Origin of the sequence: Paractinoplanes abujensis, from assembly GCF_014204895.1 — a bacterium.
Classification (GTDB): Bacteria; Actinomycetota; Actinomycetes; order Mycobacteriales; family Micromonosporaceae; genus Actinoplanes; species Actinoplanes abujensis.
In genome coordinates, this window is the sequence record NZ_JACHMF010000001.1 from 2,773,103 (window position 1) to 2,798,075 (window position 24,973).

The 24,973-nt window shown below is 71.3% G+C and carries 31 protein-coding genes; 15 read left to right on the forward strand and 16 right to left on the reverse strand.

Annotated features, from left to right (window positions below; translation table 11 throughout):
* Positions 1-49 precede the first annotated feature (49 nt).
* Complete coding sequence (locus BKA14_RS12405; protein ID WP_239093561.1) at positions 50-1,024, forward strand: sugar-binding transcriptional regulator; 975 nt, start codon at positions 50-52, stop codon at positions 1,022-1,024.
* A gap of 559 nt (positions 1,025-1,583) precedes the next feature.
* Positions 1,584-3,140 carry a pectate lyase family protein gene (locus BKA14_RS12410; protein WP_184951074.1) on the forward strand — a complete coding sequence of 519 codons (1,557 nt, stop codon included), beginning with the start codon at positions 1,584-1,586 and terminating at the stop codon, positions 3,138-3,140.
* A gap of 110 nt (positions 3,141-3,250) precedes the next feature.
* Here BKA14_RS12410 and BKA14_RS12415 read toward each other — a convergent pair whose 3' ends face one another.
* Entirely contained in the window at positions 3,251-4,423 is a 1,173-nt protein-coding gene (locus BKA14_RS12415) for a spore photoproduct lyase family protein (protein ID WP_203722794.1), read from the reverse strand.
* A gap of 77 nt (positions 4,424-4,500) precedes the next feature.
* On the opposite strand from BKA14_RS12415, the gene BKA14_RS12420 reads away from it, so the two are divergent.
* Genes BKA14_RS12420 through BKA14_RS12430 form a run of 3 tightly spaced genes read left to right on the forward strand, consistent with a single transcriptional unit; the run spans position 4,501 to position 6,397 of the window.
* Positions 4,501-4,980 carry a glutathione peroxidase gene (locus BKA14_RS12420; protein ID WP_184951075.1) on the forward strand — a complete coding sequence of 160 codons (480 nt, stop codon included), beginning with the start codon at positions 4,501-4,503 and terminating at the stop codon, positions 4,978-4,980.
* A 9-nt stretch (positions 4,981-4,989) separates the two neighbouring features.
* Positions 4,990-5,901, forward strand: a complete 912-nt coding sequence (locus BKA14_RS12425) for an AEC family transporter (protein WP_221477256.1) — start codon at positions 4,990-4,992, stop codon at positions 5,899-5,901.
* A gap of 28 nt (positions 5,902-5,929) precedes the next feature.
* Positions 5,930-6,397, forward strand: coding sequence for a flavin reductase family protein (locus BKA14_RS12430; protein WP_184951077.1), 468 nt, complete (start codon positions 5,930-5,932; stop codon positions 6,395-6,397).
* Here the strand turns inward: BKA14_RS12430 and BKA14_RS12435 are convergent.
* Complete coding sequence (locus BKA14_RS12435; protein WP_184951078.1) at positions 6,381-6,815, reverse strand: MarR family winged helix-turn-helix transcriptional regulator; 435 nt, start codon at positions 6,813-6,815, stop codon at positions 6,381-6,383. The genes BKA14_RS12430 and BKA14_RS12435 overlap by 17 nt on opposite strands.
* A gap of 88 nt (positions 6,816-6,903) precedes the next feature.
* On the opposite strand from BKA14_RS12435, the gene BKA14_RS12440 reads away from it, so the two are divergent.
* The 4 genes from BKA14_RS12440 to BKA14_RS12455 all read left to right on the forward strand — a co-directional run bounded on the left by BKA14_RS12440 (position 6,904) and on the right by BKA14_RS12455 (position 10,066).
* Positions 6,904-7,536: an FMN-dependent NADH-azoreductase gene (locus BKA14_RS12440; protein WP_184951079.1), complete on the forward strand. Its 633-nt coding sequence runs from the start codon at positions 6,904-6,906 to the stop codon at positions 7,534-7,536.
* Positions 7,533-8,159 carry a hypothetical protein gene (locus BKA14_RS12445; protein ID WP_184951080.1) on the forward strand — a complete coding sequence of 209 codons (627 nt, stop codon included), beginning with the start codon at positions 7,533-7,535 and terminating at the stop codon, positions 8,157-8,159. Before BKA14_RS12440 ends, BKA14_RS12445 begins: the two co-directional genes overlap by 4 nt.
* A gap of 955 nt (positions 8,160-9,114) precedes the next feature.
* A complete protein-coding gene (locus BKA14_RS12450; RefSeq protein ID WP_184951081.1) occupies positions 9,115-9,510 on the forward strand; it encodes a hypothetical protein in 396 nt (131 codons plus the stop codon).
* 64 nt (positions 9,511-9,574) lie between these two features.
* A complete protein-coding gene (locus BKA14_RS12455) occupies positions 9,575-10,066 on the forward strand; it encodes a DUF3253 domain-containing protein (protein ID WP_184951082.1) in 492 nt (163 codons plus the stop codon).
* A gap of 75 nt (positions 10,067-10,141) precedes the next feature.
* On the opposite strand, the gene BKA14_RS12460 is transcribed toward BKA14_RS12455, so the two are convergent.
* Together BKA14_RS12460 and BKA14_RS12465 are read right to left on the reverse strand one after the other, a co-directional pair.
* On the reverse strand, positions 10,142-11,326 hold the full coding sequence (locus BKA14_RS12460) for a cysteine desulfurase-like protein (protein WP_184951083.1): 1,185 nt from the start codon (positions 11,324-11,326) through the stop codon (positions 10,142-10,144).
* A gap of 10 nt (positions 11,327-11,336) precedes the next feature.
* A complete protein-coding gene (locus tag BKA14_RS12465) occupies positions 11,337-11,792 on the reverse strand; it encodes a group II truncated hemoglobin (RefSeq protein WP_184951084.1) in 456 nt (151 codons plus the stop codon).
* A 54-nt stretch (positions 11,793-11,846) separates the two neighbouring features.
* Here BKA14_RS12465 and BKA14_RS12470 point away from each other — a divergent pair, with 54 nt between their 5' ends.
* A complete protein-coding gene (locus tag BKA14_RS12470) occupies positions 11,847-12,176 on the forward strand; it encodes a winged helix-turn-helix transcriptional regulator (protein ID WP_184951085.1) in 330 nt (109 codons plus the stop codon).
* Here BKA14_RS12470 and BKA14_RS12475 read toward each other — a convergent pair.
* A complete protein-coding gene (locus BKA14_RS12475) occupies positions 12,173-12,445 on the reverse strand; it encodes a hypothetical protein (protein ID WP_184951086.1) in 273 nt (90 codons plus the stop codon). The genes BKA14_RS12470 and BKA14_RS12475 overlap by 4 nt on opposite strands.
* Positions 12,446-12,454: 9 nt before the next feature.
* Positions 12,455-12,646: a DUF4240 domain-containing protein gene (locus BKA14_RS45535; protein WP_184956716.1), complete on the reverse strand. Its 192-nt coding sequence runs from the start codon at positions 12,644-12,646 to the stop codon at positions 12,455-12,457.
* A gap of 114 nt (positions 12,647-12,760) precedes the next feature.
* Between BKA14_RS45535 and BKA14_RS12485 the strand changes: the two genes are divergently transcribed.
* Positions 12,761-13,246, forward strand: a complete 486-nt coding sequence (locus tag BKA14_RS12485; RefSeq protein ID WP_239093558.1) for a macro domain-containing protein — start codon at positions 12,761-12,763, stop codon at positions 13,244-13,246.
* 41 nt (positions 13,247-13,287) lie between these two features.
* On the opposite strand, the gene BKA14_RS12490 is transcribed toward BKA14_RS12485, so the two are convergent.
* From BKA14_RS12490 to BKA14_RS12520, 7 genes are all read right to left on the reverse strand, one after another.
* On the reverse strand, positions 13,288-14,238 hold the full coding sequence (locus BKA14_RS12490) for an alpha/beta hydrolase (RefSeq protein ID WP_184951087.1): 951 nt from the start codon (positions 14,236-14,238) through the stop codon (positions 13,288-13,290).
* A gap of 13 nt (positions 14,239-14,251) precedes the next feature.
* Positions 14,252-15,889, reverse strand: coding sequence for a flavin-containing monooxygenase (locus BKA14_RS12495; protein WP_184951088.1), 1,638 nt, complete (start codon positions 15,887-15,889; stop codon positions 14,252-14,254).
* 302 nt (positions 15,890-16,191) lie between these two features.
* A complete protein-coding gene (locus tag BKA14_RS12500) occupies positions 16,192-16,581 on the reverse strand; it encodes an ankyrin repeat domain-containing protein (RefSeq protein WP_203722787.1) in 390 nt (129 codons plus the stop codon).
* A gap of 55 nt (positions 16,582-16,636) precedes the next feature.
* Positions 16,637-16,990, reverse strand: a complete 354-nt coding sequence (locus BKA14_RS12505) for a hypothetical protein (protein WP_184951089.1) — start codon at positions 16,988-16,990, stop codon at positions 16,637-16,639.
* A gap of 138 nt (positions 16,991-17,128) precedes the next feature.
* Positions 17,129-17,386 carry a hypothetical protein gene (locus BKA14_RS12510; protein ID WP_184951090.1) on the reverse strand — a complete coding sequence of 86 codons (258 nt, stop codon included), beginning with the start codon at positions 17,384-17,386 and terminating at the stop codon, positions 17,129-17,131.
* Positions 17,387-17,500: 114 nt separating this feature from the next.
* A complete protein-coding gene (locus BKA14_RS12515; protein ID WP_184951091.1) occupies positions 17,501-17,734 on the reverse strand; it encodes a hypothetical protein in 234 nt (77 codons plus the stop codon).
* An 85-nt stretch (positions 17,735-17,819) separates the two neighbouring features.
* On the reverse strand, positions 17,820-18,326 hold the full coding sequence (locus BKA14_RS12520) for a MarR family winged helix-turn-helix transcriptional regulator (RefSeq protein WP_184951092.1): 507 nt from the start codon (positions 18,324-18,326) through the stop codon (positions 17,820-17,822).
* A 46-nt stretch (positions 18,327-18,372) separates the two neighbouring features.
* Here BKA14_RS12520 and BKA14_RS12525 point away from each other — a divergent pair, with 46 nt between their 5' ends.
* From BKA14_RS12525 to BKA14_RS12535, 3 genes are all read left to right on the forward strand, one after another.
* Complete coding sequence (locus BKA14_RS12525) at positions 18,373-19,746, forward strand: glutamine synthetase family protein (protein ID WP_239093556.1); 1,374 nt, start codon at positions 18,373-18,375, stop codon at positions 19,744-19,746.
* A gap of 37 nt (positions 19,747-19,783) precedes the next feature.
* Positions 19,784-20,476 (forward strand): type 1 glutamine amidotransferase, encoded by a 693-nt coding sequence (locus BKA14_RS12530; RefSeq protein WP_184951093.1) that lies wholly within the window; start codon positions 19,784-19,786, stop codon positions 20,474-20,476.
* A gap of 69 nt (positions 20,477-20,545) precedes the next feature.
* Positions 20,546-21,109: a hemerythrin domain-containing protein gene (locus BKA14_RS12535; RefSeq protein WP_184951094.1), complete on the forward strand. Its 564-nt coding sequence runs from the start codon at positions 20,546-20,548 to the stop codon at positions 21,107-21,109.
* Positions 21,110-21,112: 3 nt separating this feature from the next.
* Here the strand turns inward: BKA14_RS12535 and BKA14_RS12540 are convergent, their stop codons facing one another.
* Positions 21,113-22,021, reverse strand: a complete 909-nt coding sequence (locus BKA14_RS12540; protein WP_239093554.1) for a dioxygenase family protein — start codon at positions 22,019-22,021, stop codon at positions 21,113-21,115.
* Between the two features lie 85 nt (positions 22,022-22,106).
* A complete protein-coding gene (locus BKA14_RS12545; RefSeq protein WP_184951095.1) occupies positions 22,107-23,753 on the reverse strand; it encodes an aminotransferase class V-fold PLP-dependent enzyme in 1,647 nt (548 codons plus the stop codon).
* Between the two features lie 106 nt (positions 23,754-23,859).
* On the opposite strand from BKA14_RS12545, the gene BKA14_RS12550 reads away from it, so the two are divergent.
* Complete coding sequence (locus tag BKA14_RS12550) at positions 23,860-24,354, forward strand: hypothetical protein (protein ID WP_184951096.1); 495 nt, start codon at positions 23,860-23,862, stop codon at positions 24,352-24,354.
* Here the strand turns inward: BKA14_RS12550 and BKA14_RS12555 are convergent.
* The gene (locus tag BKA14_RS12555; RefSeq protein WP_239093552.1) at positions 24,351-24,908 is read right to left on the reverse strand and encodes a GerMN domain-containing protein; all 558 of its coding nucleotides are present in this window, start codon (positions 24,906-24,908) and stop codon (positions 24,351-24,353) included. The genes BKA14_RS12550 and BKA14_RS12555 overlap by 4 nt on opposite strands.
* Between the last annotated feature and the right edge of the window lie 65 nt (positions 24,909-24,973).

Consider the following 24,973-nt stretch of genomic DNA (forward strand, 5'->3'; position numbering starts at 1 on the left):
CCGGTGAATGGATATTCTCCTAAGCTGACGTCGTCGGGAGGGGTTGGGAGTGGCCGAGCGTTACGCGGTGGACGAGGTCGCCACCGACCAGATCCGCCTGCTGACCAAGGTGGCGCGCATGTACCACGAGCGGGGCATGCGACAGCCGCAGATCGCGCAGCAGCTGCACATCTCCCAGCCCCGCGTCTCGCGGCTGCTCAAACGCGCGGTCGAACTGGGGATCGTCCGCACGACCGTGCTCGCCCCGCGCGGCGTCTACGCGGAACTCGAGGAGCAGATCGAGCAGGCGTACGGGCTGACCGAGGTGATCGTGGCGGACACCGACGACCACGCCGACGAGAGCCACGTGATGCGGGCGCTCGGCTCGGCCGCGGCCGTCTACCTGGAGACGACCCTGATGGGCGGCGAACGCATCGGCGTGTCGTCGTGGAGCTCGACGATCCTGGCCACGGTGGAGGCCATGCACCCCCGGCCCACCCCGGTGGCCGACCAGGTCGTGCAGATGCTGGGCGGCGTGGGCAACGTGACCGCGCAGACCCAGGCGACCCGGATCACGGGCCGCCTGGCCGCGCTGACCGGCGCCCAGGCGGTCTACCTGCCCGCGCCCGGCCTGCTGGCGTCGGGTGACATGCGGCAGATGTTCATCACCGACCCCAGCATCGAACCGGTGCTGCGCGCCTGCGACGACCTGACGATGGCACTGGTCGGCGTGGGCAGCATCGAGCCGTCGCCACTGCTGCGCGAAAGCGGCAACGCGTTCGCCGAGAGCGAGCTGCCCGGCCTGCGCTCGGCGGGCGCGGTCGGCGACGTGTGCATGCGCTTCTTCGACTCGGCCGGCGCCCACATCGAATCGGCCTTCGACGAGCGGGTGCTGGGCATCGCCCCGGCCACCCTCATGCGCGTCCCCCGGCGCGTCGCCGTGGCCGGCGGCCTCCGCAAGAGCAACGCCATCCGAGCCGCCGTCCGCGGCGGCTGGGTCAACGTCCTGATCACCGACCTGCAGGTGGCCCGCAGCCTGCTCTGACCGCGTGAGGCCGTGGGCGCGGACGAGCTCGGCCGGGACAAACTTCGCGACGCCTGATCAGCGACGCGGAAGGGCCCGAGCCGGTATCGCCTCTACCCGGCACACCGGACGGCTCCGGCTGCGGCCGGATGGTGCGACGTTCGAGCGGTCCGCGGTGCGCTTCCACCTTCCCGCCACCCCTGCTCGTCGGCCGGCGTCATCGCGGGCCGGCGGCCCTGGTCCTTCGTGGGCGCCGTGTCGATGCCGGCCGGCGTGCGAATGTCGTCCACGGTGGCCGGTCGCAGGCCGAACCGGGCGCCCCTCTCACCATGATGGACGCGGACCGCCGCTTCCGCGTACGGGAGCGCTCCCGCGCCGACCGGCGGCGCCGCGCATCGGTGTAATGCAAACCACTGCAAACCCTTGTCGTGGCTATTGACTTGTTTCTATTCTCGCTGAGGTAAGCGCTTTCCTGCATACGGATCGCCAAGTCGGCGTGGGTGGCCGGCCTGCCTCGAGCGGGCCTGAGACAACGGTTCGTAGTGGCAGCGCCCGGTATGCGAAGAGGAGCGAGACAGCCATGAAACGTTCAGCCAAAAGCGCCCTGGTGGCGCTGACGACCGGCGCCGTGGGGGCGGCGATCGTCGTCGCCCTGCCCCTGCCCCAGGCGAGCGCGGCCGCGGTGGGCTCCGCGACCGGCTACGCGTCGGGCAACGGCGGCACGACCGGCGGCAACGGCGGCACCACCGTGCGCGCCACCACCGGCACCCAGATCCACCAGGCCCTGTGCGGCCGGGCCAGCAGCAGCACCCCGATCACGATCGAGGTCTCGGGCACGATCAACCACGGCAACACGACCAAGGTCTCCGGCAGCAGCTGCAACACCGCGGCCGACAAGATCGAGCTCAAGGAGATCAGCAACGTCACGATCATCGGGGTGGGTGGCGGCGCGGTCTTTGACCAGCTCGGCATCCACATCCGGGACTCCAGCAACATCATCATCCAGAACGTGACGGTGCGGAACGTCAAGAAGTCGGGCTCGCCCACGTCGAACGGCGGCGACGCGATCGGCATGGAGAGCACGGTCCGCAACGTCTGGGTCGACCACGTCACGCTGGAAGCGTCGGGCGGCGAGTCGGAGGGCTACGACGGCCTGTTCGACATGAAGGACAATACGCAGTACGTGACCCTGTCCTACAGCATCCTGCGCAACTCGGGCCGGGGCGGACTGATCGGTTCGAGCGAGAGCGACACGTCCAACGGCTTCGTCACGTTCCACCACAACTACTACCAGAACATCGATTCCCGTACGCCGTTGCTGCGCGGCGGCGTCGCGCACATCTACAACAACTACTACTACAGCCTGAACGAATCGGGCATCAACTCGCGCGCCGGCGCCCGGGCCAAGGTCGAGAACAACTACTTCCAGAACTCCAAGGATGTCCTGGGCACGTTCTACACCGACGCCGCCGGTTACTGGCAGACCGCGGGCAACATCCTCGACAACGTGACGTGGTCGGCCACGAGCAGCGACCACAAACCGGCCGGCCCGGGCATGGCCTCGACGACCACGGTGAGCGTCCCGTACTCGTACCGGCTGGACGGCGCTTCCTGCACCCCGGACGTCGTTCGCTCGACCGCGGGCGCCGGCACCGGCATCCGCACGTCGACCGGCAGCTGCTCCGCCACGGGCCCGCAGCCCACCACGCCGGTCCCGACCACACCCGGCCCGACCACGCCGGCCCCGACCACCCCGGCGCCCACACCGACCCAGCCCAGCGGCGCCAACCTGAGCCTGAGCGGCGGCGCCGACGGGTCGAGCAAGGCCGGCGGCACCAGCTACGGCAACGTCAAGGACGGCAGCCTGAGCACGTACTGGTCGCCCAGCGGGACCACCGGCAGCATCTCGATCAAGTGGAGCGCGGCCACCACGGTCGGCCGCATCTCCATCCGCGAGGTGTCACCGGCGGTCACCGCCTACCGGGTGCTCAACGGCGACACGGGCGCGGTGCTCAAGACCGGCTCGGGCGCGGGCGTCATCAGCTTCACGCCCACCTCGCTCAAGAAGGTCACATTCGAGATCACGAGCGCGAGCTCGGCGCCGCGGGTGGCCGAGTTCGAGACGTACGCGAGCTGACGCGACGGAGGGTCTCCCCGAGCTGACCGGCTCGGCGAGGCCCTCCGCCCCCGGACGGGGTGCCGGTCAGCGGTTCGCCACCGCGGCCGTATCAACTCCGGAGCGTTCAGCTAGGTCCAGTAGAGGATCCGGCAGGCGGGGAGCCGCGCGGCGATCTCCGAGGAGAACCAGCCGCGCAGGGAAGCCATCACGTCCGGCGGGTAGACGTACTTGACCGCGCCGAACTTGCCGCGTTTGCGGCTGCGAGTCTCCTCGTCCATCTCCAGCCGGGTCCGCGGATACCAGCCGAGCAGCACCTCCTTGCTGCCCGGGGTGAACCGGTGCGTGATCAGCTCGGCGGTCAGGTCCAGACCCGGCACCCCGTCGACGGCGGCCGCCACCGCGTCCAGCAGTTCGCCGTAGTGCTCGCGCCAGCCGTCCACCGGCATGATCGGCGCGATGGTCAGGCCTACGGCGTAACCGTCGAGCGCCAGCGTGCGCAGCGCCGCGATCCGCTCCGCCAAGGGCGAGGTGCCACCCTCCATCCGCGTGGTCACCGGCAGGCAGTTCACACTCAACCGCACCCGCGTACGCCCGTGGTGCGCGAGCCCGGCGAAGGCGTCCACGTCCCCGAACTTCGTCGTCCAGCGCAGCTGCACCGGCGCGTCCCAGGCCCCGAAGTGCTCGACGGCCCGCTGCCAGCTGCCGGTCAGGTGGTCCAGCGCCAGCGGGTCGGTGTAGCAGGACGCCTCGAAGGTCGTGCCCTCGTCGCGGCGCGCCGCCCGGCGGCTGGTGACCCGTCCCTGCCCGACGTAGTCGGCGAGCCCGTCGAGGATGTCGTCCAGGTCGGCGTACACGCGGGTGACCGGCGGGCCCGACAGCGAGCCGGCCAGGTAGCAGTACTGGCAGTGGGCGGGGCAGCCCTCGGCCAGGTCGACGCGCCAGTCCGCGCTCGGCGCGATCGGCTGCAGCTTGCGCCGCGACGGCGGGCTGACCACGACGGCCAGGGTCGACTTGGCCCGGGCGTACGTCTGCCGGTCGTTCTCGCCGCGCACGCCGGTGAGCCGGGCCGTCTTGAGCCGCTCGACCTCGAGGCCCAGGGCTTCGAGCCGCGCCATGATCCGCAGGCCGTGCGGGTGGTCGTAGGCGGGCGGGGTCGCCACCACGCGCTTGGGCGTCCAGCGCCGGGCCGGCCGGGCCGGTGGCGCGACGCCGCTGAGGTCGTGCGTCCACACCTCCTCGCCGCTGGCGCTGTGCGGCGCCCCGATCTCGTCGAGGGCCAGCGGGACGTTCAGGTCGGTCACCCTCGGCACGTACCCCGGCCAGGCCGGATGTACCGTTTGCCAGGTCCGGAACTTGGTTCCCACAGGAGCGGCAGAACATGACGGCGATTCAAGAGATCCCGCTGAAGACCATCACCGGCGAGGACGCGACGCTCGGCGACTACGCGGGCCAGGTGCTGCTGGTGGTCAACGTGGCCTCCAAGTGCGGCCTCACCCCGCAGTACGAGGGCCTGGAGAAGCTGCACGAGCAGCTCAGCGGTCAGGGCTTCGCCGTGCTGGGGTTCCCGGCCAACGACTTCGCGGGGCAGGAGCCCGGCACCGACGAGGAGATCGCCGAGTTCTGCCGCAGCACGTATTCGATCCAGTTCCCGATGTTCTCGAAGATCTCGGTGCTGGGTCCCGACCGGCACCCGCTCTACGACGAGCTGGCCGGCGACCAGGACGTCCAGTGGAATTTCGAGAAGTTCCTGATCTCCCGTACGGGCGAGGTGGCGGGACGTTTCTCCCCGCGCGTCACGCCCGACGACGCCGAGCTGACCGCCGCGATCGATCGTGAGCTCGCCACTCCGCGCTCGTAACGGGCGGTGATGTCGGCTCTTTCCGGTTTCGCCGTCATCGGCGTGATCGTGGTCGCCGGATGGGTGGCCGCCCGCTGGGGCCGGCTGCCCGCCGGGACCGAGTCCGTGGCCGGCAAGCTCGCGTACACGGTCCTCTCCCCGTGCCTGCTGTTCACCAGCGCCGCGGCGGCCGACCCGGGCGCGCTCCTCACGGAGCCGCTGCTCGTCTCGGCCGTCGCGGCGATCCTCTGTTTCGCCCTGCACACGGTGACCACGCGCGGCCGTGACCTCGGCACCCGGATCGTCGGCGCGCTCGGCGCGGGCTATGTGAACGCGGCCTTCATCGGGATCCCGATCGCGATGTACGTGCTCGACGACACCGCCCTCGTCGTGCCGATCTTCATGCTGCAACTGCTCGTCTTCATGCCGGTCACGGTGACGCTGCTGGAGATCGCCACGACCGGGCACACCTCCTGGCGTACGTCACTGACCGTGCCCCTGCGCAGCCCCCTCACGGTGGCCGTGCTCCTGGGCATCGTCGTGTCCGTCACCGGCGTACGGCTGCCGTCAGTGCTCACCGAGCCGGTCGCGGCGATGGGCGACGCGGCCGCGCCGGTGGTGCTGGTCGCGTTCGGCATGTCGCTCTCGGGCCGCCGCCTGCTCGAATCCGGCCCCGACCGGGTGCCCGTGCTGGCCGCGGTCGTCCTCAAGGCCGCGGTCATGCCCGCGATCGCCTTCCTGCTCGCGTCGGTCCTGCGTCTGAACCCCGCCGGGACGTACGCGGTCACCGTGCTCGCCGCGCTCCCGGCCGCGCAGAACGTCTTCCTGTACGCGCAGGCCTTCGGCCGTGGCGTGGTGCTCGCCCGCGACACCGTCTTCCTCTCCACGCTGGCCTGCATGCCCGCCTTGGTGACCATTGCGATCTTGCACACGTTGACGTGAACCAAGGTTGAGGTTTTACGGTTCCGGCGTGCAGACGAGCGTCACCACCGGGTTCAAGGCCGCCTTCCGCCGCTACCCCACCGGCGTAGCGATCATCACCGCGGCCGGCCCGGTCGGGCTGACCGCCTCCAGCGTCGCCTCGGTGTCGCTGGAGCCGCCGGCCCTGTCGTTCTCGGTCATGGATTCGCCGTCGGCCCAGGCCCTGCTGCGAGCGCCCAGCTTCGTGGTCAACCTGCTCGGCCCGGCCTCGGCCGCGCTGGCCCGCACGTTCGCGGGCCCGCACGGCCCCCGCTTCGCGCCCGGCCAGGGCTGGGAGGTGCTGCCCACCGGCGAGCCGGCCCTGACGACGGCGCTGGCCGCCCTGCGCGGCACCCCGTTGCAGCTGGTCCCGGTGGGCACCTCCACCGTCGTGATCGCCGAGATCCACGACGTGCTGCTGGGCCCGCCGGGCGGCCGCCTCGTCTATCACGACCGCGATTTCATCGCCCAGCACTGAGCACTTTCTCCAGGGCGGTCGCCACGCTGCGCGACTCCGTCGCGGTCATGTGCGACGTGAAGTGGCGCTCGATCGCCCCCAGATAGACGGGCGCCGCGGCGCGCAACGTCTTGCGCCCCTCCGCGGTGATCACCGCGTACGCGGAACGCTTGTCCTCGGGGTTGACCTCACGGCCGACCAGGCCCGCCGCCACGAGCTGGTCGACGACCCGGCTGACCCGCGTGCGGGAGACGACCGCGACCTCGCCCAGCTCCCCCATGCTGAGCCGCCGATCCGGCGCCGAGTTGAGCTCGAGCAGCACGTCGTACCAGGTCAGCGGCAGTCCGCACTGCTGCTGGAGCTCACGGTCCAGGCGCGGCACCAACGCCGCGTGCACCCGGAGCAGCGCCGCCCACGCGGCCGTGTCGGTGTCGCCCATCACCCGATCCTACCCAACTCTTGTGCGTGCGCACGCATCAGAGTAAGAATGTGCGTGCGCACGCATTCTTTCGTCGAAGGGCACGACAATGACCAAGGTTCTGCACCTCTCCGCCTCCCCCCGCGGCCCGCGTTCCGAGTCCCTCGCCATCGCGACGACATTCCTCGACACGATCCGCGACGTCTCGCCGTCGACCCCGATCGAGACGTACGACCTGTGGGACGGCACCCTGCCCCCGTTCGGCCCCGACGCCGCCGCAGCCAAGATGGCCGTCTTCGCCGGCGAACAGCCCCAGGGCGCGGCCGCCGACGCCTGGAACGCCGCCATCGCCACGTTCCGCCGCTTCGACGCCGCCGACCGGTACGTGTTCAGCGTGCCCATGTGGAACGCCGGGATCCCGTACATCCTCAAGCAGTTCATCGACGTCATCAGCCAGCCCGGCCTGGTCTTCGGCTTCGACCCCGCGCAGGGCTACCGCGGCCTGCTGCGCGGCAAACGCGCCGCCGTGATCTACACCAGCGCCGTCTACGGCCCCGGCCGCGGCCCGGCTTTCGGCGCCGACTTCCAGGCCCCGTACGTGGAGGGATGGCTGCGCTGGGCCGGCGTCGACGACATCCGCACCGTCCACTTCCGCCCCGACCTGGCCACCGCCGACGCCGACACCGGCCGCCGCGTCGCGCACGCCCAGGCCCGCGACCTCGCCAAGGAGTTCCTGTCATGACGTCCGGCCTCTGGGCCCTGCCCGCCTACGGCATCCTGCTGGCGCTGAGCACGCTCACCCACCAGCCCTCGATCGACGACTTCGACGCGTACGCGCGCTACGTCACGACCGGCACGTTCCTGCTCAGCCACCTGGCCGCCAGCATCTTCGGCGCCGCGCTGGCCATCCTGGGCACAGCCGCCGCCACCACCCACCTGAAGAGCAAGATCCCGTACGTCCTGACGGTCATCGCCAACGTCTTCCTGGCCGCCACCTTCGGCAGCGCCGCCTTCGTGCAGCCCGGCCTGGGCCGAGCGCACCTGGCCGGCGTTCCCGGCATGCCCGCGCTCAACAACGACACCGCGTACGGCCCGGCTTTCATTGCAACCGCCCTGTCCGCCTCGGTCCTCCTCATCGTGGCCGCGCTCGCCCTCGGCACCGCAACAGCCCGCACCCGCCACGACTTGCGGGCGCCCGGCATCGCGTACGGGATCCTGCTGTCACTCTTCACCGTCTCGGGCTTCGCCTACCCGGCCGCGCAGGCTTACGTCGGCTTCGCCTTCGCCGCGGCCGCCGCCGTGCTGGCTTACCGCCTGCCCCGCACGACCGCGGCCCACTCCGAGCCGGCCCTGACATCGGCCTGACCACGCGCTCCCCGGCGACTCCCGCCGCGCCCAGCCCCGCCGACCCACACCGAACACCTGCCGCCCGCGCCCAGCCCCGCCGACCCACACCGAACGCCCGCCGCCCGCGCCCAGCCCCGCCGACCCACACCGAACGCCCGCCGCCCGCGCCCAGCCCCGCCGACCCACACCGAACGCCCGCCGCCCGCGCCCAACCCCGCCGACCCACACCGAACGCCCGCCGCCCGCGCCCAACCCCGCCGACCCACACCGAACGCCCGCCGCCCGCGCCCAACCCCGCCGACGCACACCGAACGTCTGGCACCCGCGGGCGCCCGCGGGTGCCAGAGCGCTAGACCGACACCCCGCTCCGCACTACCTCGAACCGAACCGCACGGCACGGCCTCGCACCGCACCGCACCCGAACTCACCGCACGGCCCCGCACCCCACCGCAACGCACAGGTCCACCCCGCACCGCAAGGCGCAGATTCGCACCGCACCACATTCCGGCCAGGCGCGTGTGCCTTGATCATCCGCCCCGTATGACCCACCCTCCCGGGGGGCCACCACCCCGCAGCAGTGTGGCGCAATTCGTCGATCTTCGGTGCCGTCTCGCGTCCGCCCTGTGGACAAGTGGCGTTTGTGGATAACGCGGTGACGCGGGCGGATCCGTGATACCACGGCCGTCGGGAGGGAGCGCGGAGAGGAGCAGCCATGACAGCCCGATCGCTCGACATCACCTTTACCGCCCCCCTGGGCAGACTCGATGAGGGTGACACCTGGCCCGGGTCGGCCGAGATCTCCGGCACGCGGGACCTCGTCGAGGTGGCCGGCACCGTCGACGGGGGTCCCGTTCGAGGCGCCCGGCGACGGCACCCACCAGCTGCCGATCAACGGCGCGATCGGCAAGAAGAGCGCCAGGTCCGACGGCGACGAAGTGCCCCGGAAGCGGCGTCGCACCTGACGGACCACTGGATGACAGCCCTCCACGAGTTGCTGGCCGAGCCGTTCGAGCGGGACGGGCCGGGCCGGCCGCAACCCCACCACGTCGACCTGCGCGAGAGTGAGCCCTTTCCGGGGCAGTTCCACGACGAGACCGTGACCGCTGAGCAGGATCTTCAGCGGGCATGGGCGGAGTTCCGGGCCGACCGTGACGCGTTGGCCCGCGCGATCTCCGCCCGTTACGGGCCGCCGCGGAGAGGGGACATCCGGCGCTACTTCTTCGACGGCGACGGCTCGCTGGACGACCCGGGCGGGCCACTGTTCCGGTACATGACGGACTTCTTCTTCGACATCGACCTCTGGCGGGCCGGTGACCGCGGGATCGTCGTCGAGGCCGGCCAGGACGACCCGGAGCTGCCCTCCAGCTGATGCTTGTCGTCGGTGACCTGGGCGTCTGAGGGATAGCAGCCGCCTGGCTGGGCACCATCACCGCATGGGCACCGGCGACAAGGGCACGATGACGGAGGACGGCCGCTACCTGGTCGTCAACGGCCGCAAATGGCGGGCTACCGATCCGGCCATTCCCGAGAAGCTGCGTCAGGAACTGGTCGACGAGCTCATGGCGGCCCGCCGGCTCGTCCGCACCGATCCCGAGTCGGCCCGCCCCCGGGTGCAGGACGCCAAGGTGGCCCTGGGCGAGCGCGGCGACCCGTGGTGGGAGCCGACGACCGACGGCCAGAAGCACAGGCTGGCCTCGGCCATGCGGGCGTTGCTGCGGCACCGCAAACCCGAGTCGACGATCTGCCCGAGCGACGCGGCCCGGGTCGCCGGGGGCGAGCAGTGGCGCGACCTGATGGGCACCGCCCGCGAGGTGGCGGCCGAGCTCGCCCGCGAGGGGACCATCACCGTACGGCAGAAGGGTGTTGACGTCGACGTGACCGAGACGACCGGGCCGGTCCGGCTGGCCCGCGGGCCGCAGTGGTGAGCCGGCTGGACATCACAACCAGCCGGCTGGACATCACAACCAGCCGGCTGGACATCACAACCAGCCGGCTGGACATCACAACCGGCCGAGCGCCGCCAGCAGCCGGTCGACCTCCTCCGCCGTGTTGTAGTGGTAGAGGCTGGCCCGCACCGCTCCCCCGGTCGCGCGCAACCCGGCCGCCTCGAAGTACTCGACCGCGTAGTAGTCGCCGTGCGAGACGCAGATGCCCTGCTCACCCAGGAGGCGGGCGGTCTCGGCGGGCGTCTGGCCGGCGACCCGGAAGGAGATCGTCGGGCACCGGTCCCGGCCGGCCGGGCAGAGCGTCACCTTGTCGTTCGCCCGCAGCCCGGTCAGCAGGCGCGCCGCCAGGCCGTTCTCGTGTTCCTCGGCCGCCGCTATGCTCGCGAGCACCCGCTCGCGCCGCGGGCCTCCGGACGGCGCGAGCGAGGCCAGGTGGTCGACCGCCGCGGTCACCCCGGCCAGCAGCTCGAAGCTCAACGTTCCGTACTCGAACCGGTCGGGCGCCACGGACGGTGACGGGATCAGCTTCACCGGTTGCAGCGGCTCCCAGACGGCCGGGTCGGCGATCACCGCGGCGTAGTGCGGGCCCGACCACTTGTACGCGCTGGTCACGTAGAAGTCGGCGCCGAGCGCGGCCACGTCGGTCGGCCGGTGCGCGGTGGCGTGCACCCCGTCCACGTAGACCTGGGCGCCCGCCGCATGGGCCAGGTCGGCGATCTCGCGGACGGCGGGCACCGTGCCCACGGCGTTGCTGGCCGCCGTCACCGCCACGAGCCTGGTGCGCGGCCCGATCAGCTCCGCGTACTGCGCGACCGGCAGCTCACCGGTCGCCGGATCGACGTCGGCCCACCGTACGGTGGCTCCGGTCTGCACCCACGGACGCACGTTGGCGTCGTGGTCGAGCCGGGACAGCACCACCTCGTCACCGGGGCCCCACCCCTGCGCCAGCGTGCGGGCCACCAGGTAGGTCAGGGCGGTGGCGCTGGGCCCGAACGCAACCCCGGCCGGATCCCCGCCGACCAGGTCGGCCACGGCGGACCGGGCGGCCGCCGCGATCTCACCGGAGCGGCGGGCCGGCTCGTGCGCGGTGCCGCGGTTGGACACGGCCGTCCGCATGGCCGCGGCGATCGCCTCGATCACGGGCGCGGCGGGCTGGGTGCCCCCGGCCCCGTCGAAGTGCACGAACCCCTCGGCCAGCGCGGGATAGTCGGACCGGATGCGGGCGACGTCGAAGCTCATGATCCCCAGCTTAGGGCTGGTACGGCGGCGCCTCGCCCCACCCCCAGCGGGGCACCGGGGCCTCGCGCACCACGTCGGCGCCGGGCTGGGAGTTGCGCCGGGCCAGGCGGGTGCCCCACTCGACGTACGCGAGGAACGCCGCGCGGAACTCCGGGTCGCCGGGCAGACCGGCCTCGTCGGCGGCGTCCTGGATCAGGTTGACCCAGCGGCGGCGCTGCGGCTCGGTGATGCCCATCCCCAGGTGTTTGCCGAGCATGTGCGCATAGCCCCCGTGGTGGGCGGTGTAGTCGGCCGGGCCGCCGAACACCTCGGCCAGCCAGGTCGCCACATGGCGGGCATGAGAAGGCGGCATGTGGGCGAACAGCGGCTCGAGCAGGTCGTCTTTCTCCACGCGGGCGTAGAACGCCTCGGTCAGCCGTGTGAAAGCCGCGGCGCCGCCGGCCCACTCGTACAGCGTCGGTGTCATGTCGATCAGCTCAGCAGGGCCGCGCGGAACCGGCAAGTACGCACATAATTGTGCGTGCCCAAGCGATACAGCTGCCCGGTGGAACTGACCGTCGACGTCGTCGGTGGACGATGGCGCACGGTGCTGCTGGCCCGGCTCAAGGACGGCGTCCACCGCTACGGCGAGTTGCGCCGCGGCACGCCCGGCATCAGCGAGAAGATGCTGACGCAGCGCCTGCGCGAACTGGAGTCCGACGGCCTGATCACCCGCCGCGACCTGGGCACGACGCCACCCCACGTCGAATACGAGCTCACCGACGAGGGCCGCACCCTGATCCCGGTCCTGCAGGCCCTGTACGACTGGGGCGTCGCCCGCGCCGCCCGCAGCGGCGCCGACGTCGGTTAGAAGAGCGCGGTCAGTCTGGGGTAGTGGCGCGCTTGCTCGGCGGGGCTCAGCCGGGCCCAGTCGACGTCGTCCGGATTCGGGTCCTGACGGGCGAAGAAGCCACCCACCTCGCGGACGTCCGCGCCGATGTCGGTCCGCTGCTCACCCACGGCCACGGCCACGTATTCCAGCGACTCCCACATCGGATAGTCGTCGTCGGCCCAGGGCCGGGGCAGACCGGCCAGCCGGCGCACGGCGGGCTGGCCGGCCAGGCTGTCCGGGTCGGCCACCGCATTCTCTTACGCCTCCCGGCCCAGCCCGACGAGCCACATCTGGAAGTAGTGGAACGCGTCGCCGCTGCAGTACCCGCCCATGATGATGTCGGCCGCCGTCCACAGCCGGTAGGTGTTGGCCGGCTCGCGGGTGGCCGCCAGGTGTTGCGCGAAGTCGAATACATGCTCCCGCGCGATCCGTGCGAGCCGGTGCTCCAGGAACGCCTCCCGCTCCCGTCACCCGCGCCCGTCGCGTCCGGAAGCCTCGAGAAACGTCCAGAAGTCGTCCACATTCACGGCGGCAGTCTAAAACCGTTCGACGGCGGTGACACGATGGTGGGCATGGTGCCGTTGCGGATCGTCAAAGGGGATGCGACGAGCCCGCAGACCAAGGGTCCGAAGCTGATCGCGCACGTGTGCAACGACCTCGGCGGCTGGGGCAAGGGCTTCGTGCTGGCCGTGTCGCGGCGCTGGCCCGAGCCGGAGAAAGCGTACCGGCAGTGGCATCGCGAGCGCGCGTCGAACGACTTCGGGCTGGGCGCCGTCCAGGTCGTGCCGGTGCGGCCGGACGTCTGGGTGGCCAACATGGTCGGCCAGCGCGGCACCCGCACGGGCAGCAACGGTCCGCCGATCCGCTACGACGCCGTCGAACGCTGCCTGCGGACGGTGGCCGCGCACGCCGACCGGCTGGCCGCAACCGTCCACATGCCGCGGATCGGTTGCGGCCTCGCCGGGGGCCGGTGGAGCCGGATCGAGCCCCTCATCGTCGCCGAGCTGTGCGCCCGCGGCATCGGCACGACCGTGTACGACTACGACTGACGTACGGCGGGCTCACAGCCGTCGACGCCGCGGCAGCCCAACTACGTGAGGGCGCGCCGCAACGCGTCCAGGCGCAGCGCCCAGATCCGCCGGGACAGGGCGGCCTCGCCCGCGAACGTCTCCGCCGCGTGGTAGCTGCCCGGGTGGATGTGCAGTTCGGTCGGCACGCCGGCGGCCATCAGGCGCTTGGCGAACGCGATGTCCTCGTCGCGGAACAGGTCGACCGTGCCGACGTCGATGAACGCGGGCGGCAGCCCGGCCAGGTCCTCGGCGCGGGCCGGGGCGGCGTACTGGTCCGCCGGTTTGCCGCCGAGGTACCAGGCCCAGGCCTCGATGTTGCCGGACCGGTCCCAGATGCCGATGTCGGTGATCTCGTGGCTGGACGCGGTCGTGTTGGTGTCGTCGATCATCGGGTAGATCGGCATCATGAACGTCAGTTGCGGGCCGCCCCGGTCGCGGGCCAGCAGCGCGGTCGCGATGGTCAGGCCGCCGCCCGCCGACGCGCCGTAGACGGCGAGCCGCTGGGGGTCGTAGCCCAGCTCGGCCGCGTTCTTGGCCATCCACACCAGCCCGGCGTAGCAGTCCTCGACCGGGGCCGGGTGCGGGTGCTCGGGCGACAGCCGGTACTCGACCGAGACGACCACGGCCTGCACCTCGTCGCAGATGTACGTGGCGTTCGGGTCCTCACCGTCGACGCTGCCCAGGATCATGCCGCCGCCGTGGATGTAGTAGATGCCGGGCAGCGTGCCGGTGGCGTGGGCGGGCTTGTAGATCCGTACGGTGATGTCCGGCTCACCCTCGGGGCCGGGAACCGTGCGGTCCTCCTTGACGACGTTCGGGTTCTCGGGGATCTCGATGCCGGCCAGCATCGCCTGCACGGTGGCGCGGCGCTGCACGATGTCGGGCACCGCGTTGAAGCCGCCGGGCAGGGCCGCCAGCAGCTGGTCGAGCGGGACGGCGACTTCGGGGTCGATCAGTTCACGACGGGACACGGAAATCTCCTAACTAAGCAGCCAGTGAAAAGCCCTCGTAGCCCTGGGCGGCCACGTCGTCGCACTTCTTGCGGTATTCGCCCACGCCGCCGCAGTACGGCATGAAGACGCGGGTCTTGCCGGGCACGTTGGCCCCCATGTACCAGCTGTCGGCCCGCGGGTAGAGCGTGTAGCTGGCCAGCTCGTTGACGTGGTCGACCCAGGCGTCCTGCGCGTCCGGGGTCGGCTCGATCGTGCGCAGGCCCTCGCGGCTGAGGTGCTCGACGGCGTCGGCGACCCAGTCCACGTGCTGCTCGATCGAGACGAGCATGTTGGACAGCACGGACGGGCTGCCCGGTCCGGTGATCATGAACAGGTTGGGGAAGCCGGCCGAGCCGATGCCCAGATACGTACGGGGGCCGGCGCTCCACGTCTCCTTGAGCGAGATGCCGTCGCGGCCGCGAATGTCGACGTTGGTCAGCGCGCCCGTCATGGCGTCGAAGCCGGTGGCGTAGACGATGACGTCGAACTCGTACTCCCGCTCGGACGTCCGGATGCCCTTCTCGGTCACCTCCACCAGCGGGGTCCGGCGCAGGTTGACCAGGTGCACATTGGGCCGGTTGAACGTCTCGAAGTAGTCGGTGTCGAGGCAGGGCCGTTTGGTGCCGACCGGGTAGTCCGGGCACAGGTCCTCGGCGACCTGCGGGTCCTGCACGATCGCGCGGATCTTGTCGTGGATCCAGGCCTTGGCCGTGTCGTTGGCGTCCTGGTTCGTCGCGAAGTCGGTGAACGTGGACAGCAGGTTGACCAGGCTGCCGCTCTCCCAGGCCTGCTCGAAGGCCGCGTTCCGCTCCTCCGCCGTGACCTCGAGCGCCGACTTCGTGGGCACCACGACCGGTACTCCGGCTCCCGATTCCCGCTGGGCTTTCCGGTACGCGCGGTAGTTCGCCCGCATCTCGGCGATCTCGTCGTCGCGCAGGCGCCGGTTGCGGGCCGGCAGCGAGTACGACGGGGTGCGCTGGAAGACGGTCAGGTCGGCGGCGGTCTCGGCGATCACCGGGATGGACTGCACGCCGGAGGAGCCCGTACCGATGATGCCGACCCGCTGACCGGTGAACGTGATCTGCTCGTGGGGCCAGCGCGACGTCTGGTAGGAGGTGCCCTTGAACGTCTCGATGCCGGGGATCTCGGGCAGCTTCGGCGAGGACAGGCAGCCGGTCGCCATGACCAGGAACCGGGCGGTGACGGCGTCCTCGTGCTCGGTCCGCACGAGCCACACCTTCTGGTCGTCGTCCCACGTCGCGCCGGTCACCCGCGTCCGGAAAACGATGTCTTTGCGCAGGTCGAAGCGGTCGGCGACGTGGTTGGCGTACTTGAGGATCTCGGGTTGCGTGGGGTAACGCTCCTGCCACGGGTACTCCTGCTCGAGGTCCTCGGAGAAGGAGTACGAGTAGGCGAGGCTCTCGACGTCGACGCGGGCGCCCGGGTACCGGTTCCAGTACCAGGTGCCGCCGACGCCGGCGCCGGCCTCGAACACGACGGCGGTGCGGCCTTGCTGACGCAGTTTGTGCAGCAGGTACAGGCCGGAGAAGCCGGCGCCGACGATGACGGCGTCGACGCTGGGGGGCACGTTACGAGGGTCTTCGGCGGTCTCCTGAACGCTGTGGGACATGGGCTGGCTCCCTGGCTGATGGCCGCCTCCGGGCGCGGGTCATCGCTCCCGCTTCACATTGGGAGGGGCGGCGATGAGGCTGGGGACGACCGAGGGGTGTGCCGGCGGGGGCGCCGGACGGCAATGGTGTTCCGTCACCAACGGTGACCAGTGCGTGACTTAGCCCACAACATAGAATGCATTCTGCATCGCGTCAATGTTTCGGCGGTGTTTCTTGCCCGCGATGAAAGATCCCTTGACCAGGGCAAAGCCCGTACGCCGGGGCGGCCGGACGGGGGCCGCGACGAACAGGGCGCGACGGCTCAGGCCGCGCCGAGCAGGGCCGCCATCTCCGGAAGCTGGAAATACTCGGCCGTGGCCCGCGCCGACGGCGTGCCACCGTCCGGGTCGGCCCCCGCCGCGAGCAGCGTCTCCACGGTCGCCGCGTTCTGCCGGAACACCGCGGCCGACAACGCCGACTGCCCGCGATCGTTGACCCGGTTCGGGTCGGCCCCGTGCTCCAGCAGCCCCGCCACCGTGTCCACGTGATTGTGGTAGGCCGCGAGGATCAGCAGCGTGTCGCCCTTGTCGTTGGTCAGGTTGGCCGGCAGCCCCGCCACCACGTTCCCGACCAGCTCCTCGGTGCCCCCGGAGCGGGCCAGGTCGAACATGCGATGCGCGTACGCGAGGGTGTCCTCATCCAGCTCAGCCACGGGCGCACGACTACCCGGCCCGGTGCCGCCGAAACCGCCGCCCGGCGCGACGGGCTCACAGCGGCTGCCAGTAATGCGGCTCCTGGTAGGTGTGCCAGCCGTGGAAGAACCAGTCGGCCAGGTCGGTGAGCCGGATCAGGCAGGCCTCGTAGTAGCTCGCGGGCTCGGGCCGGGGGAAAGCGGGGTGGCCGGTGTGGTCGGGCACCCAGGTCGAGACGTAGTGGAAGCCTTCGACCAGCCAGCGCTCCAGCGACTCCCGCTGCGCGCACTCCTCGCACGCGACGCGCATGGCCTGTTCCAGGCGGCTGAACGCACCCGGATCCCAGACCCGATCCGCGTACAGAGCCAGCATGAAGGAGCCCGGCTCGGAGCCGAACTCGCTGCGGAGAACGTCGAACGCATCTTGCATCCCGAAAGCATCCCAGGCGGACACGACAATATCGGCCATGAGTGGGCTGTTCGAGTACGCGGATCTTTACGAGGCCGCGTTCGGGTATCGCGACATCGCGCGCGAGGTCGGCCCGCTGCTGACCTGGTTCGAGAGGCATCACGGGGGCCGTCCGGGGACCGTGCTGGAACTCGCGGCCGGGCCCGGCGACCACAGCCGCGAGTTCGCCCGGCGCGGGGCGGGCGCGACGGCGCTCGACCTGTCGGCGGCCATGTGCGCCCGGGCCGACGCGACTGGACGGTCGAGGCCGGCGGGCGGACCGTCCGCACCCAATAGGGCGTGCCGGGCGACGCCTTCGACCCGCGTACGGGAATCGAGCAGACCCGCGTACGGATGGCGGTTGACGGGGTTTGGCATGTCGACGAGGTGGTGGCCTCGCACCCGTGGACGGCCGGCCAGGTGGCGGAACTGGCCGGCGACGACTGGGAAGCGGTGGCCCGCTACGGGTCGATGACCGAGGACATCACCGCCTCAGACGTTCGTGCGGTCCGGGACGTCCTCGTCCTGCGACGGCGCGGAAGCGGTGACCGTCCTCTCCAGCAGCAGCCAGCCCAGCACGCCGAGCAGGGTCAGCGGGAGCATCACGTACCACTTGCCGAGGACGCCGAAGTCGCCGGTGCGGCCCATCGTGTGCAGGATGCTGACGGCGGCCACAGGGAGGCAGGCGAGGCCGATGACGACGCGGCGGATCCATCCGTTCTGCATGCCCTGAAGTCTGGCCGTTCACGGGCCCCGGGCGGATCTGGCGGCGGTCGGAGAACGGTCTATACCCGAGGGCATAGAAGGATGGTCAGGGGCGCTCGATGCGCTCGATGGTCTTGACGATCTCGCGCAGGCTCTCGGTCATCTCGCCCTGGCTCGGGCGCGGCAGCCCGGCCACCAGTGTGGCCTCCATCGCGTTGAAGCGGGGGTAGATCTCCTCCATCAGTCGCCTGCCCGCAGCGGTCAGGTGGATCTCGACGAGGCGCCGGTCGTCCTCGCGGCCCTGCTTGCGGATCCAGCCTTTGCCCTCCAGCGTCTTCACCACCCCGGTCAGCGTGGCCTTGGAGATCGCCGCCGCCTCGGCCGCGTGGCGGGTCTCCATGCCATTGAAGATCCACACCACCCACAGCACCACGAAGCCGGTCCACGTCAGGTCGTACGGCCTGAGCACCTCGTTGGACGCGTACGACCGGACGGCGTTGGCGGCGCGGTAGATGCTGGACACCGCCATGGCCGCCTCGAAGTCGAGACCGAGCGACTCGACGTACTGGCGCATGGCCTGCTCGGTCTCGGCGAGGTTCGGGTGGTCCTTCATGGCGACGATGGTACGAGCCCCCTGTTGCCGGTTGCTTACCATCGGCGTGACCCAGCCGTCCATCGAGGAGCGAACCATGCCGGCCGTCGACGCGCAGGCTTTGCAGGAGGCCCAGGCCCGGCTCCAGGCCCGGCAGATCGACGTGGTGCGCCTCGGTTACAGCGACCTCGTCGGCGCCGAGAGAGGCAAAGACCTTCTCGTACGGCATTTCGCGCGCACGGCGGGCGACGGTGTGGCGTTCTGCCGGTCGGTCCACGGCACGTCCCCGCTGGGCGACGTCGTCGACATCGAGGGCGGCCTGTCCGCCGGGCTGCCGGACATGCTGGCGATCCCCGACCTGGCCACCGTACGGGAGATCCCGTGGGAACCGGGCGCCGCGCACATGATCGCCGACCTCGCCGATCCCGGCGGCGGCCCTGGCGAGGAGAGTCCGCGGCACGTGCTGCGGCGGGTCGCCGACGAGTTCGCGACGCTGGGGATGCGCCCGATGGTGGGGCCCGAACTCGAGTTCTTCGTGCTGGAGCAGTCGCCGGGCGGCTGGCGGCGGTACGGCGAGGGCCCGGGCCACGTCTACACGGCCGGCTACCGGGGCGACCCGGACAACCTGCTGATCGACTGGCTGCGCCAGCTCGACGCGTACGGGTTGGAAGTGGTGTCGGCCAACCACGAGTTCGCGTCGGGCCAGTTCGAGATCAACCTCTGGCACTCCGACGCCCTGGACGCGGCCGACCGCACGTTCCGGTTCCGTACGGCCGTGCAGGAACTGGCCCGGCGCGACGGCAAGCGGGCCACGTTCATGGCGAAGCCGTTCAATGACGAGGGCGGCTCCGGTTTCCACGTGCACTTCTCGTGCTGGTCGCCCGGCGGGGAGGCGCTGTTCGACGACCCGGCCGGTGAGGACGGGCTGTCCGGGGTCGCGCGGTCGGCGGTGGCGGGCCTGCTGGCTCACGCGCCCGCGCTGGCCGCGCTGCTCAGCCCGACGATCACCTCGTACAAGCGGTTCGGCCCGGGCACGCTGGCGCCCTGGCTGATCGACTGGGGGCTGGACAACCGCAGTGCCCTCGTGCGCATTCCGCCCGAGCGGGGGCGGGGCGCCCGGCTGGAGCTGCGCCTCGGCGACGCGTCGGCCAACCCGTACGTGGGAATCGCCGCAGTGCTGGCCGCGGCCGCGCTGGGCCTGCGCGACAAACTGGAGCCGCCGGCCAAGCTCGAGGGTTACGGCTACGACGTCACGAAGGCGGCCCGCCTGCCGGGTGACCTGGGTTCGGCGCTGTCCGCGCTGGAGGCCGACACCGAGCTGACGGAGCTGCTCGGGCCCCGTTTCGTGGCCGCTTTCCTGGCTTACAAACGCGACGAGCTCGAGCGTTTCTCCCGGTGGGTGACCGATTGGGAGTTCCGCGAGTACGCACAGCATCAGTGACTGTTTGGATCCGAACGATCGAGCTACAGTCATCGCCGTGAAATTGCTCGTCGTCCAGCACGACCACGTCTCCCCGCTCGGCCCGGTGGCGGCCCGCTTCGCCGAGCACGGCTACGAGATCGTCCACCACTCGGTCGTCCCCGCGTCCCGGTTCGACTCCCCCGGCGTGATCGGCCGGTTCCCGCCGTTCGCCGACTTCGACGCGGTCGTGGCGATGGGTGCGCCCTGGTCCACGTACGACTCCGTGGTCGGCAGCTGGGTGACACCCGAGCTGGAGGAGCTGCGCCGGGCCGACGCGGCCGGGGTGCCCGTGCTCGGCATCTGCTTCGGCGGCCAGCTCCTGGCCACGGCCCACGGCGGCGCGGTGGCCCGTTCCCCGCTGCCCGAGATCGGCTGGACGACGCTGGAGACCGACGCGTTCATCCCGGCCGGCCCCTGGTTCGAGTGGCACTACGACCGCTGGACCCTGCCGCCGGGCGCGGTCGAGGTGGCCCGCAGCCCGTCCGCGTCACAGGCCTTCGTGCTGCGCCGCAACCTGGCCCTGCAGTTCCACCCGGAACTGACCCCGGCCATGCTGCAGGGCTGGCTGGCTCAGGGCGCCGGCACCGACGCCCGGGCCCGCGGCCACGACCCCGAGGCGTTGCTGGCGCAGACCCGCGGTCAGAGCGGCGTGGCCGCCGAACGAGCCCGGGCCCTGGTCGACGCGTTTCTGGAGCACGTCGCGAACTGACGGCGCATAGATCGCCCGGCCCCGGGTATCCGGCCCGCCGCCAGTGTCGATGCACCCGAGGAGCCCGTCATGACCAGCGCCACCGAACCCGATGTCGTCGACATCCTGACCGCCGACCACCGCGACGTCACCGCCCTGATCGGCGAGATCTGGACGATCACCGATCCGATGATCCGGCGCGATCTCATGGACACCGCCATCAGCGAGCTGGTGCGGCACGCGGTGGCCGAGGAGATGTACGTCTATCCCGCCATGCGCAAGCATCTGCCCGACGGCGAGAAGTCGGTCGAGCACGACATCAAGGAGCACAAGGAGCTGGAGGAGCTGATGAAGCGCCTCGAGAACGCCGAGGTGTCGAGTCCGTCCTTCGAGGAGGCCCTGCGCGAGCTCGAGGCTGTCCTGGCCGACCACGTGCAGGACGAGGAGTCCGACCAGTTCCCCGAGCTGCGCAAGCACATCCCGCGCGAGGAAATGGTCGAGCTGGCGGGCAAGGTCGAGACGGCCAAGCGGCTGGCCCCGACCCGTCCCCACCCGGGCGCGCCCAACAGCGAGCTCTTCCACAAGCTGGTCGGCCCCGGCGTCGGCCTGGTCGACCGGCTCCGCGACAAGCTGACCGGCCGCGCCACGAAGTAGCGGTCACTCCGGCTCAGGCCGCCTGAAAGGATCGGCGGGACAGCCCGACCGAGTAGCCTCGAGCTTCGTGATGACCGGGGCGGTCGGGTCGGTGGCCGCGCCCAGCGTGACGAACAGGGGCGTGAAGTGTTCCACCGTCGGGTGCGAGAACGGCATGCCCGGGGCGGCGCTGCGGAAGCGGGCCAGTTCGGCCACGTCGCCGCGGTCGAGGGCGTCGGCGGCCCACGCGTCGAAGTCGGCCGACCAGCCGGGCACCTTGTTCTCGGTGAACATCTCGCGGGTCAGGAACGGCAGGCCGTGCGTCATGTGGCCGGAGCCGATGACCAGCACGCCCTGGTCGCGCAGGGGCCGCAGCCGGGTGCCCAGGGCGAGCAGCTCGTCGGGGTTCTCGGTGGGCAGGCTGAGCTGCAGCACGGGGACGTCGGCGAGCGGGTACATGATCTTCAGGGGGACCCAGGCGCCGTGGTCGAGGCCGCGGCTGTTGTGGTCGTGCACCTGCTCGCGGTCGGGCATCATCGCGATGACCTGCGCGGCCAGCGCTCCCGCGTCGGGGGTGTCGTAGCGGAAGTCGTAGTAGATCGGGTTGAAGCCGCCGAAGTCGTAGACCAGCTCGGCGGGGCGGGCGGCGCTGACCGACAGCGGGGCCGACTCCCAGTGCGCGCTGACCACGAGGATGGCCTTGGGCTTGGGCAGCGACCGGGCCCAGCGGCGCAGCGGGTTGAGCCACTCGGGGCTCTCGAACGGCATGGGGCCACCGCCGTGGCTGACGTAGAGGCTGGGCATCGCCCCGTCCTCGGGGGTCCACTCGCGGTGCGGGTCGGCCGCCTCGGCCGCGACCGCCCGTCGAACGTGCGCCGCGAACGGGTGCGCGGCCGGGATCCGGGCGTCGGCCGCCGAGGTCGTGCTGATCATGGGAGCTCCTAGAAAGGTTGAAGCCTAAAGCTCTCCCTAGAGTACGCCGGAAACTTGTTTCGTCAACTAAATCGTCGGGGCGGCACTAGCTCAGGCACTCGGACGGGAGCAGGAACCAGCGCAGCTTCTCGAAGTTCTCGGGGAGCAGCGCGCCTCCGTCGGCCGGTTCGGGGCGCGAGGCCATCAGCTCGCGGGCACGGTCCAGGTAGCCGGGCAGGGCCTCCTCCCCCACCGTGGCCGGGCCGCCGGGCTGGGTGACCGTGCCGTCGTGGCCCAGCTGCAGGTCGGCCAGGGACGGCTGGGCCTCCTTGGCCGCCAGGTGCCGCCACTGGCCCGTCATCGGGTTGAAGCGGTAGTCGGTGAGCAGGCGCGCGCCACCGGCGGCGATGAGGGACACCGCCGACGTCAAGTAGTCGGCAACCGCGTCGGAGAGGAAATACGCGAAGTTGAGCCGGGACCAGCCCGGTTTGATGCCCTCCCAGCCGGCCTCGATCTCGCTGGAGAACCGGCGCGAGAGCTCGGGCCCGATGCCGAGCAGGCGATGCCCGTACGGACCGGCGCAGGAGCAGCCACCGCGCGCCTGGATGCCGAACAGGTCGTTGAGCAGCGCGACCACGAAGTTGTGATGCAGGTAGTGCTCGCCTGCCCGGATCTGGAACGACACGATCGGCAGCCGGTCGCTTTCGAGGTCGCCCAGGATCTCGATGCGCGGCTCCCCCGCCCAGCGCTCGCGCGCCCGCTGCCACAGCCGGTGCTCCTGGGCCGCGATCGTCTCGGCCCCGACCGTCTGCTTGACCCCGAACACCAGACCGGCCCGGATCGACTCCACGATGGCCGGGGTGCCGCCCTCCTCGCGCGCCACCGGGTCGTCGAGGTAGCGGTGGCTGTCAGGGTCGACGAAGGCCACCGTGCCGCCGCCCGGGACCGTGGGCACCCGGGTGGCCAGCAGGTGCTTGCCGACGACCAGCACGCCGGGGGTCTGCGGCCCGCCGGGGAACTTGTGCGGCGACAGGAAGATCGCGTCCTTGCCGGCCATGCTGATCGGCAGGTAGGGCCCGCCCGCCGCGTAGTCCCAGACGGACAGAGCGCCGTGCTCCCGCAGCAGCGCCGAGATCGCGGCGACGTCGGTGATCAGTCCGGTCACATTGGAGGCCGCACTGAAGCTGCCGATCAGCAAAGGCCTTTTCCCGTACGCCTCCAGGGCGCGGCGCAGGTCGCCGAGATCGGGGTGGCCGCGCTCGTCGCTGCCGATCTCGACCACGTCGGCGACCGATTCGCGCCAGGGCAGCACGTTGGAGTGGTGCTCGTAGGGCCCGACGAACACGACAGGGCGCGCGGCCGGCGGGATCCGGTCGGTCAGCGCGTACCGCTCGTCGAGCTTCTCCGGGATACGCAGGCCGAGCAGCGCGACCAGCTTGTTGACGGCCATGGTCGACCCGGAGCCGCAGAAGAGCACCACGTCGTCGGGGCCGCCGCCGACCGCCCGGTGGATGATCGCGCGGGCCTGTTCACGCAGCGCGCCGGTCTGGGCCCCGGTCGAGGAGGCCTCGGTGTGCGTGTTCGCGTAGCCGGTCAGGACCGTACGGCGGATGTAGTCCTCGATGAAGTCGAGCGCCTGCCCCGACGCGGTCTGGTCGGCGTAGGTGACCCGGCGCGGACCGTACGGCCCGTCGAGCGTCGCGCCCGTGCCGATCGAGCCCTCGCGCAGCCGCCGCAGCATCGGTGTGTCCATGTTTCCCTCGCAGCACTCGTGGCACCTCAGAAGGCCTTTTGGCACCCAGGTCACCTCTCCGGCCGACCCGGCGACCGGGGCGCCCCGGCGAGCCTAGCCTGGGCTCATGCCGTACGTCGCCGCCCGGGACGGCCGCCAGCAGCGCGGCCCCTCCGACCGGGCCCCCAGCGTCCCCGACAGCCTCGACGACCTGCACGGCCACAGCGTCGGCGTGCTCGAACTGCCCCGGCACATGGCCACCGGGCATCGCAGCCGCCGCCTGCTCGACCTGGAGGATCCCGCCCAGCAGCGCCAGGCCTATCAGACCGTGCTGTGCCGGGCGGCCGACTGCTGCGAGATCAACGACCTGCTCAACCCGGGTGTGCTGCGCCGGATCTGGCGTCATCTGCACCTGCCGGCCAAGGTGCGGCAGGAGTGGGAGAAGCGGCACCCGGCGCTGGCCCGGCCGGCGCTCGGCGAGCAGGCCCCGAAGATCGACACCACCGAGCTGGCCGCGGCCCGGACGAAGGCCGGCGGTCTGCGCCGGCAGCCGCGCCGCACACCCGGCGACGCCCTCACCGCCAAGCAGATGATCGTGGCCCGGACCGCCAGCGCCCGCTAGCCGGGCTGCATGATGTCGTCGTAGTCGCTGCTGCGCAGGGCGGCGCCGGTGAGGGTGCCGTCCGGCAGGGGCACGTCGAGCGGTTGCCCGTCGCGGACGAACCGCACCTCGGCGACGTCCGGGCGGGCGGTCAGGGTGCAGACGATCTGTCCGAACGCGAGCGACTCGCCGCTGCGGGCGCTGTCCTCGTCGGCGTCGGGCACCTCCACCGTGGCCGCCGAACCGGTGATCCCCCGCGCGCTGAGCACCAGCCCGGACCACCGGGTGCTCAGCCCCGCGTTGCGTTCCCGCGCGGTGGGCCCGGTGACCAGGCTGTTCAGCTGGGCCTGGGGCGTGGGGTAGGCCTGGGTGCGGCGCACCTGCTGCACCAGCTTGTCGTCGCGGACCAGGCAGATCACCTGGGCCACCTCGCCGACCGGTTCCGCCGTGCCGGGGCCGGGGCTGGTCAGCGCGTGCCGGGGCAGGCTGACGGCGTGCGGCTCGTCCTGGGCGTCGACCCCGCAGCCGCCCAGCAGGAAAGCGGCCGTCGCCGTGATCACCCGTGCCCAGCGCATCATCGAATGATGCCCCGCGCCCCGGCGTCCTCCGGCGTCCGTCACAGAACTGTCACATAGCCGGG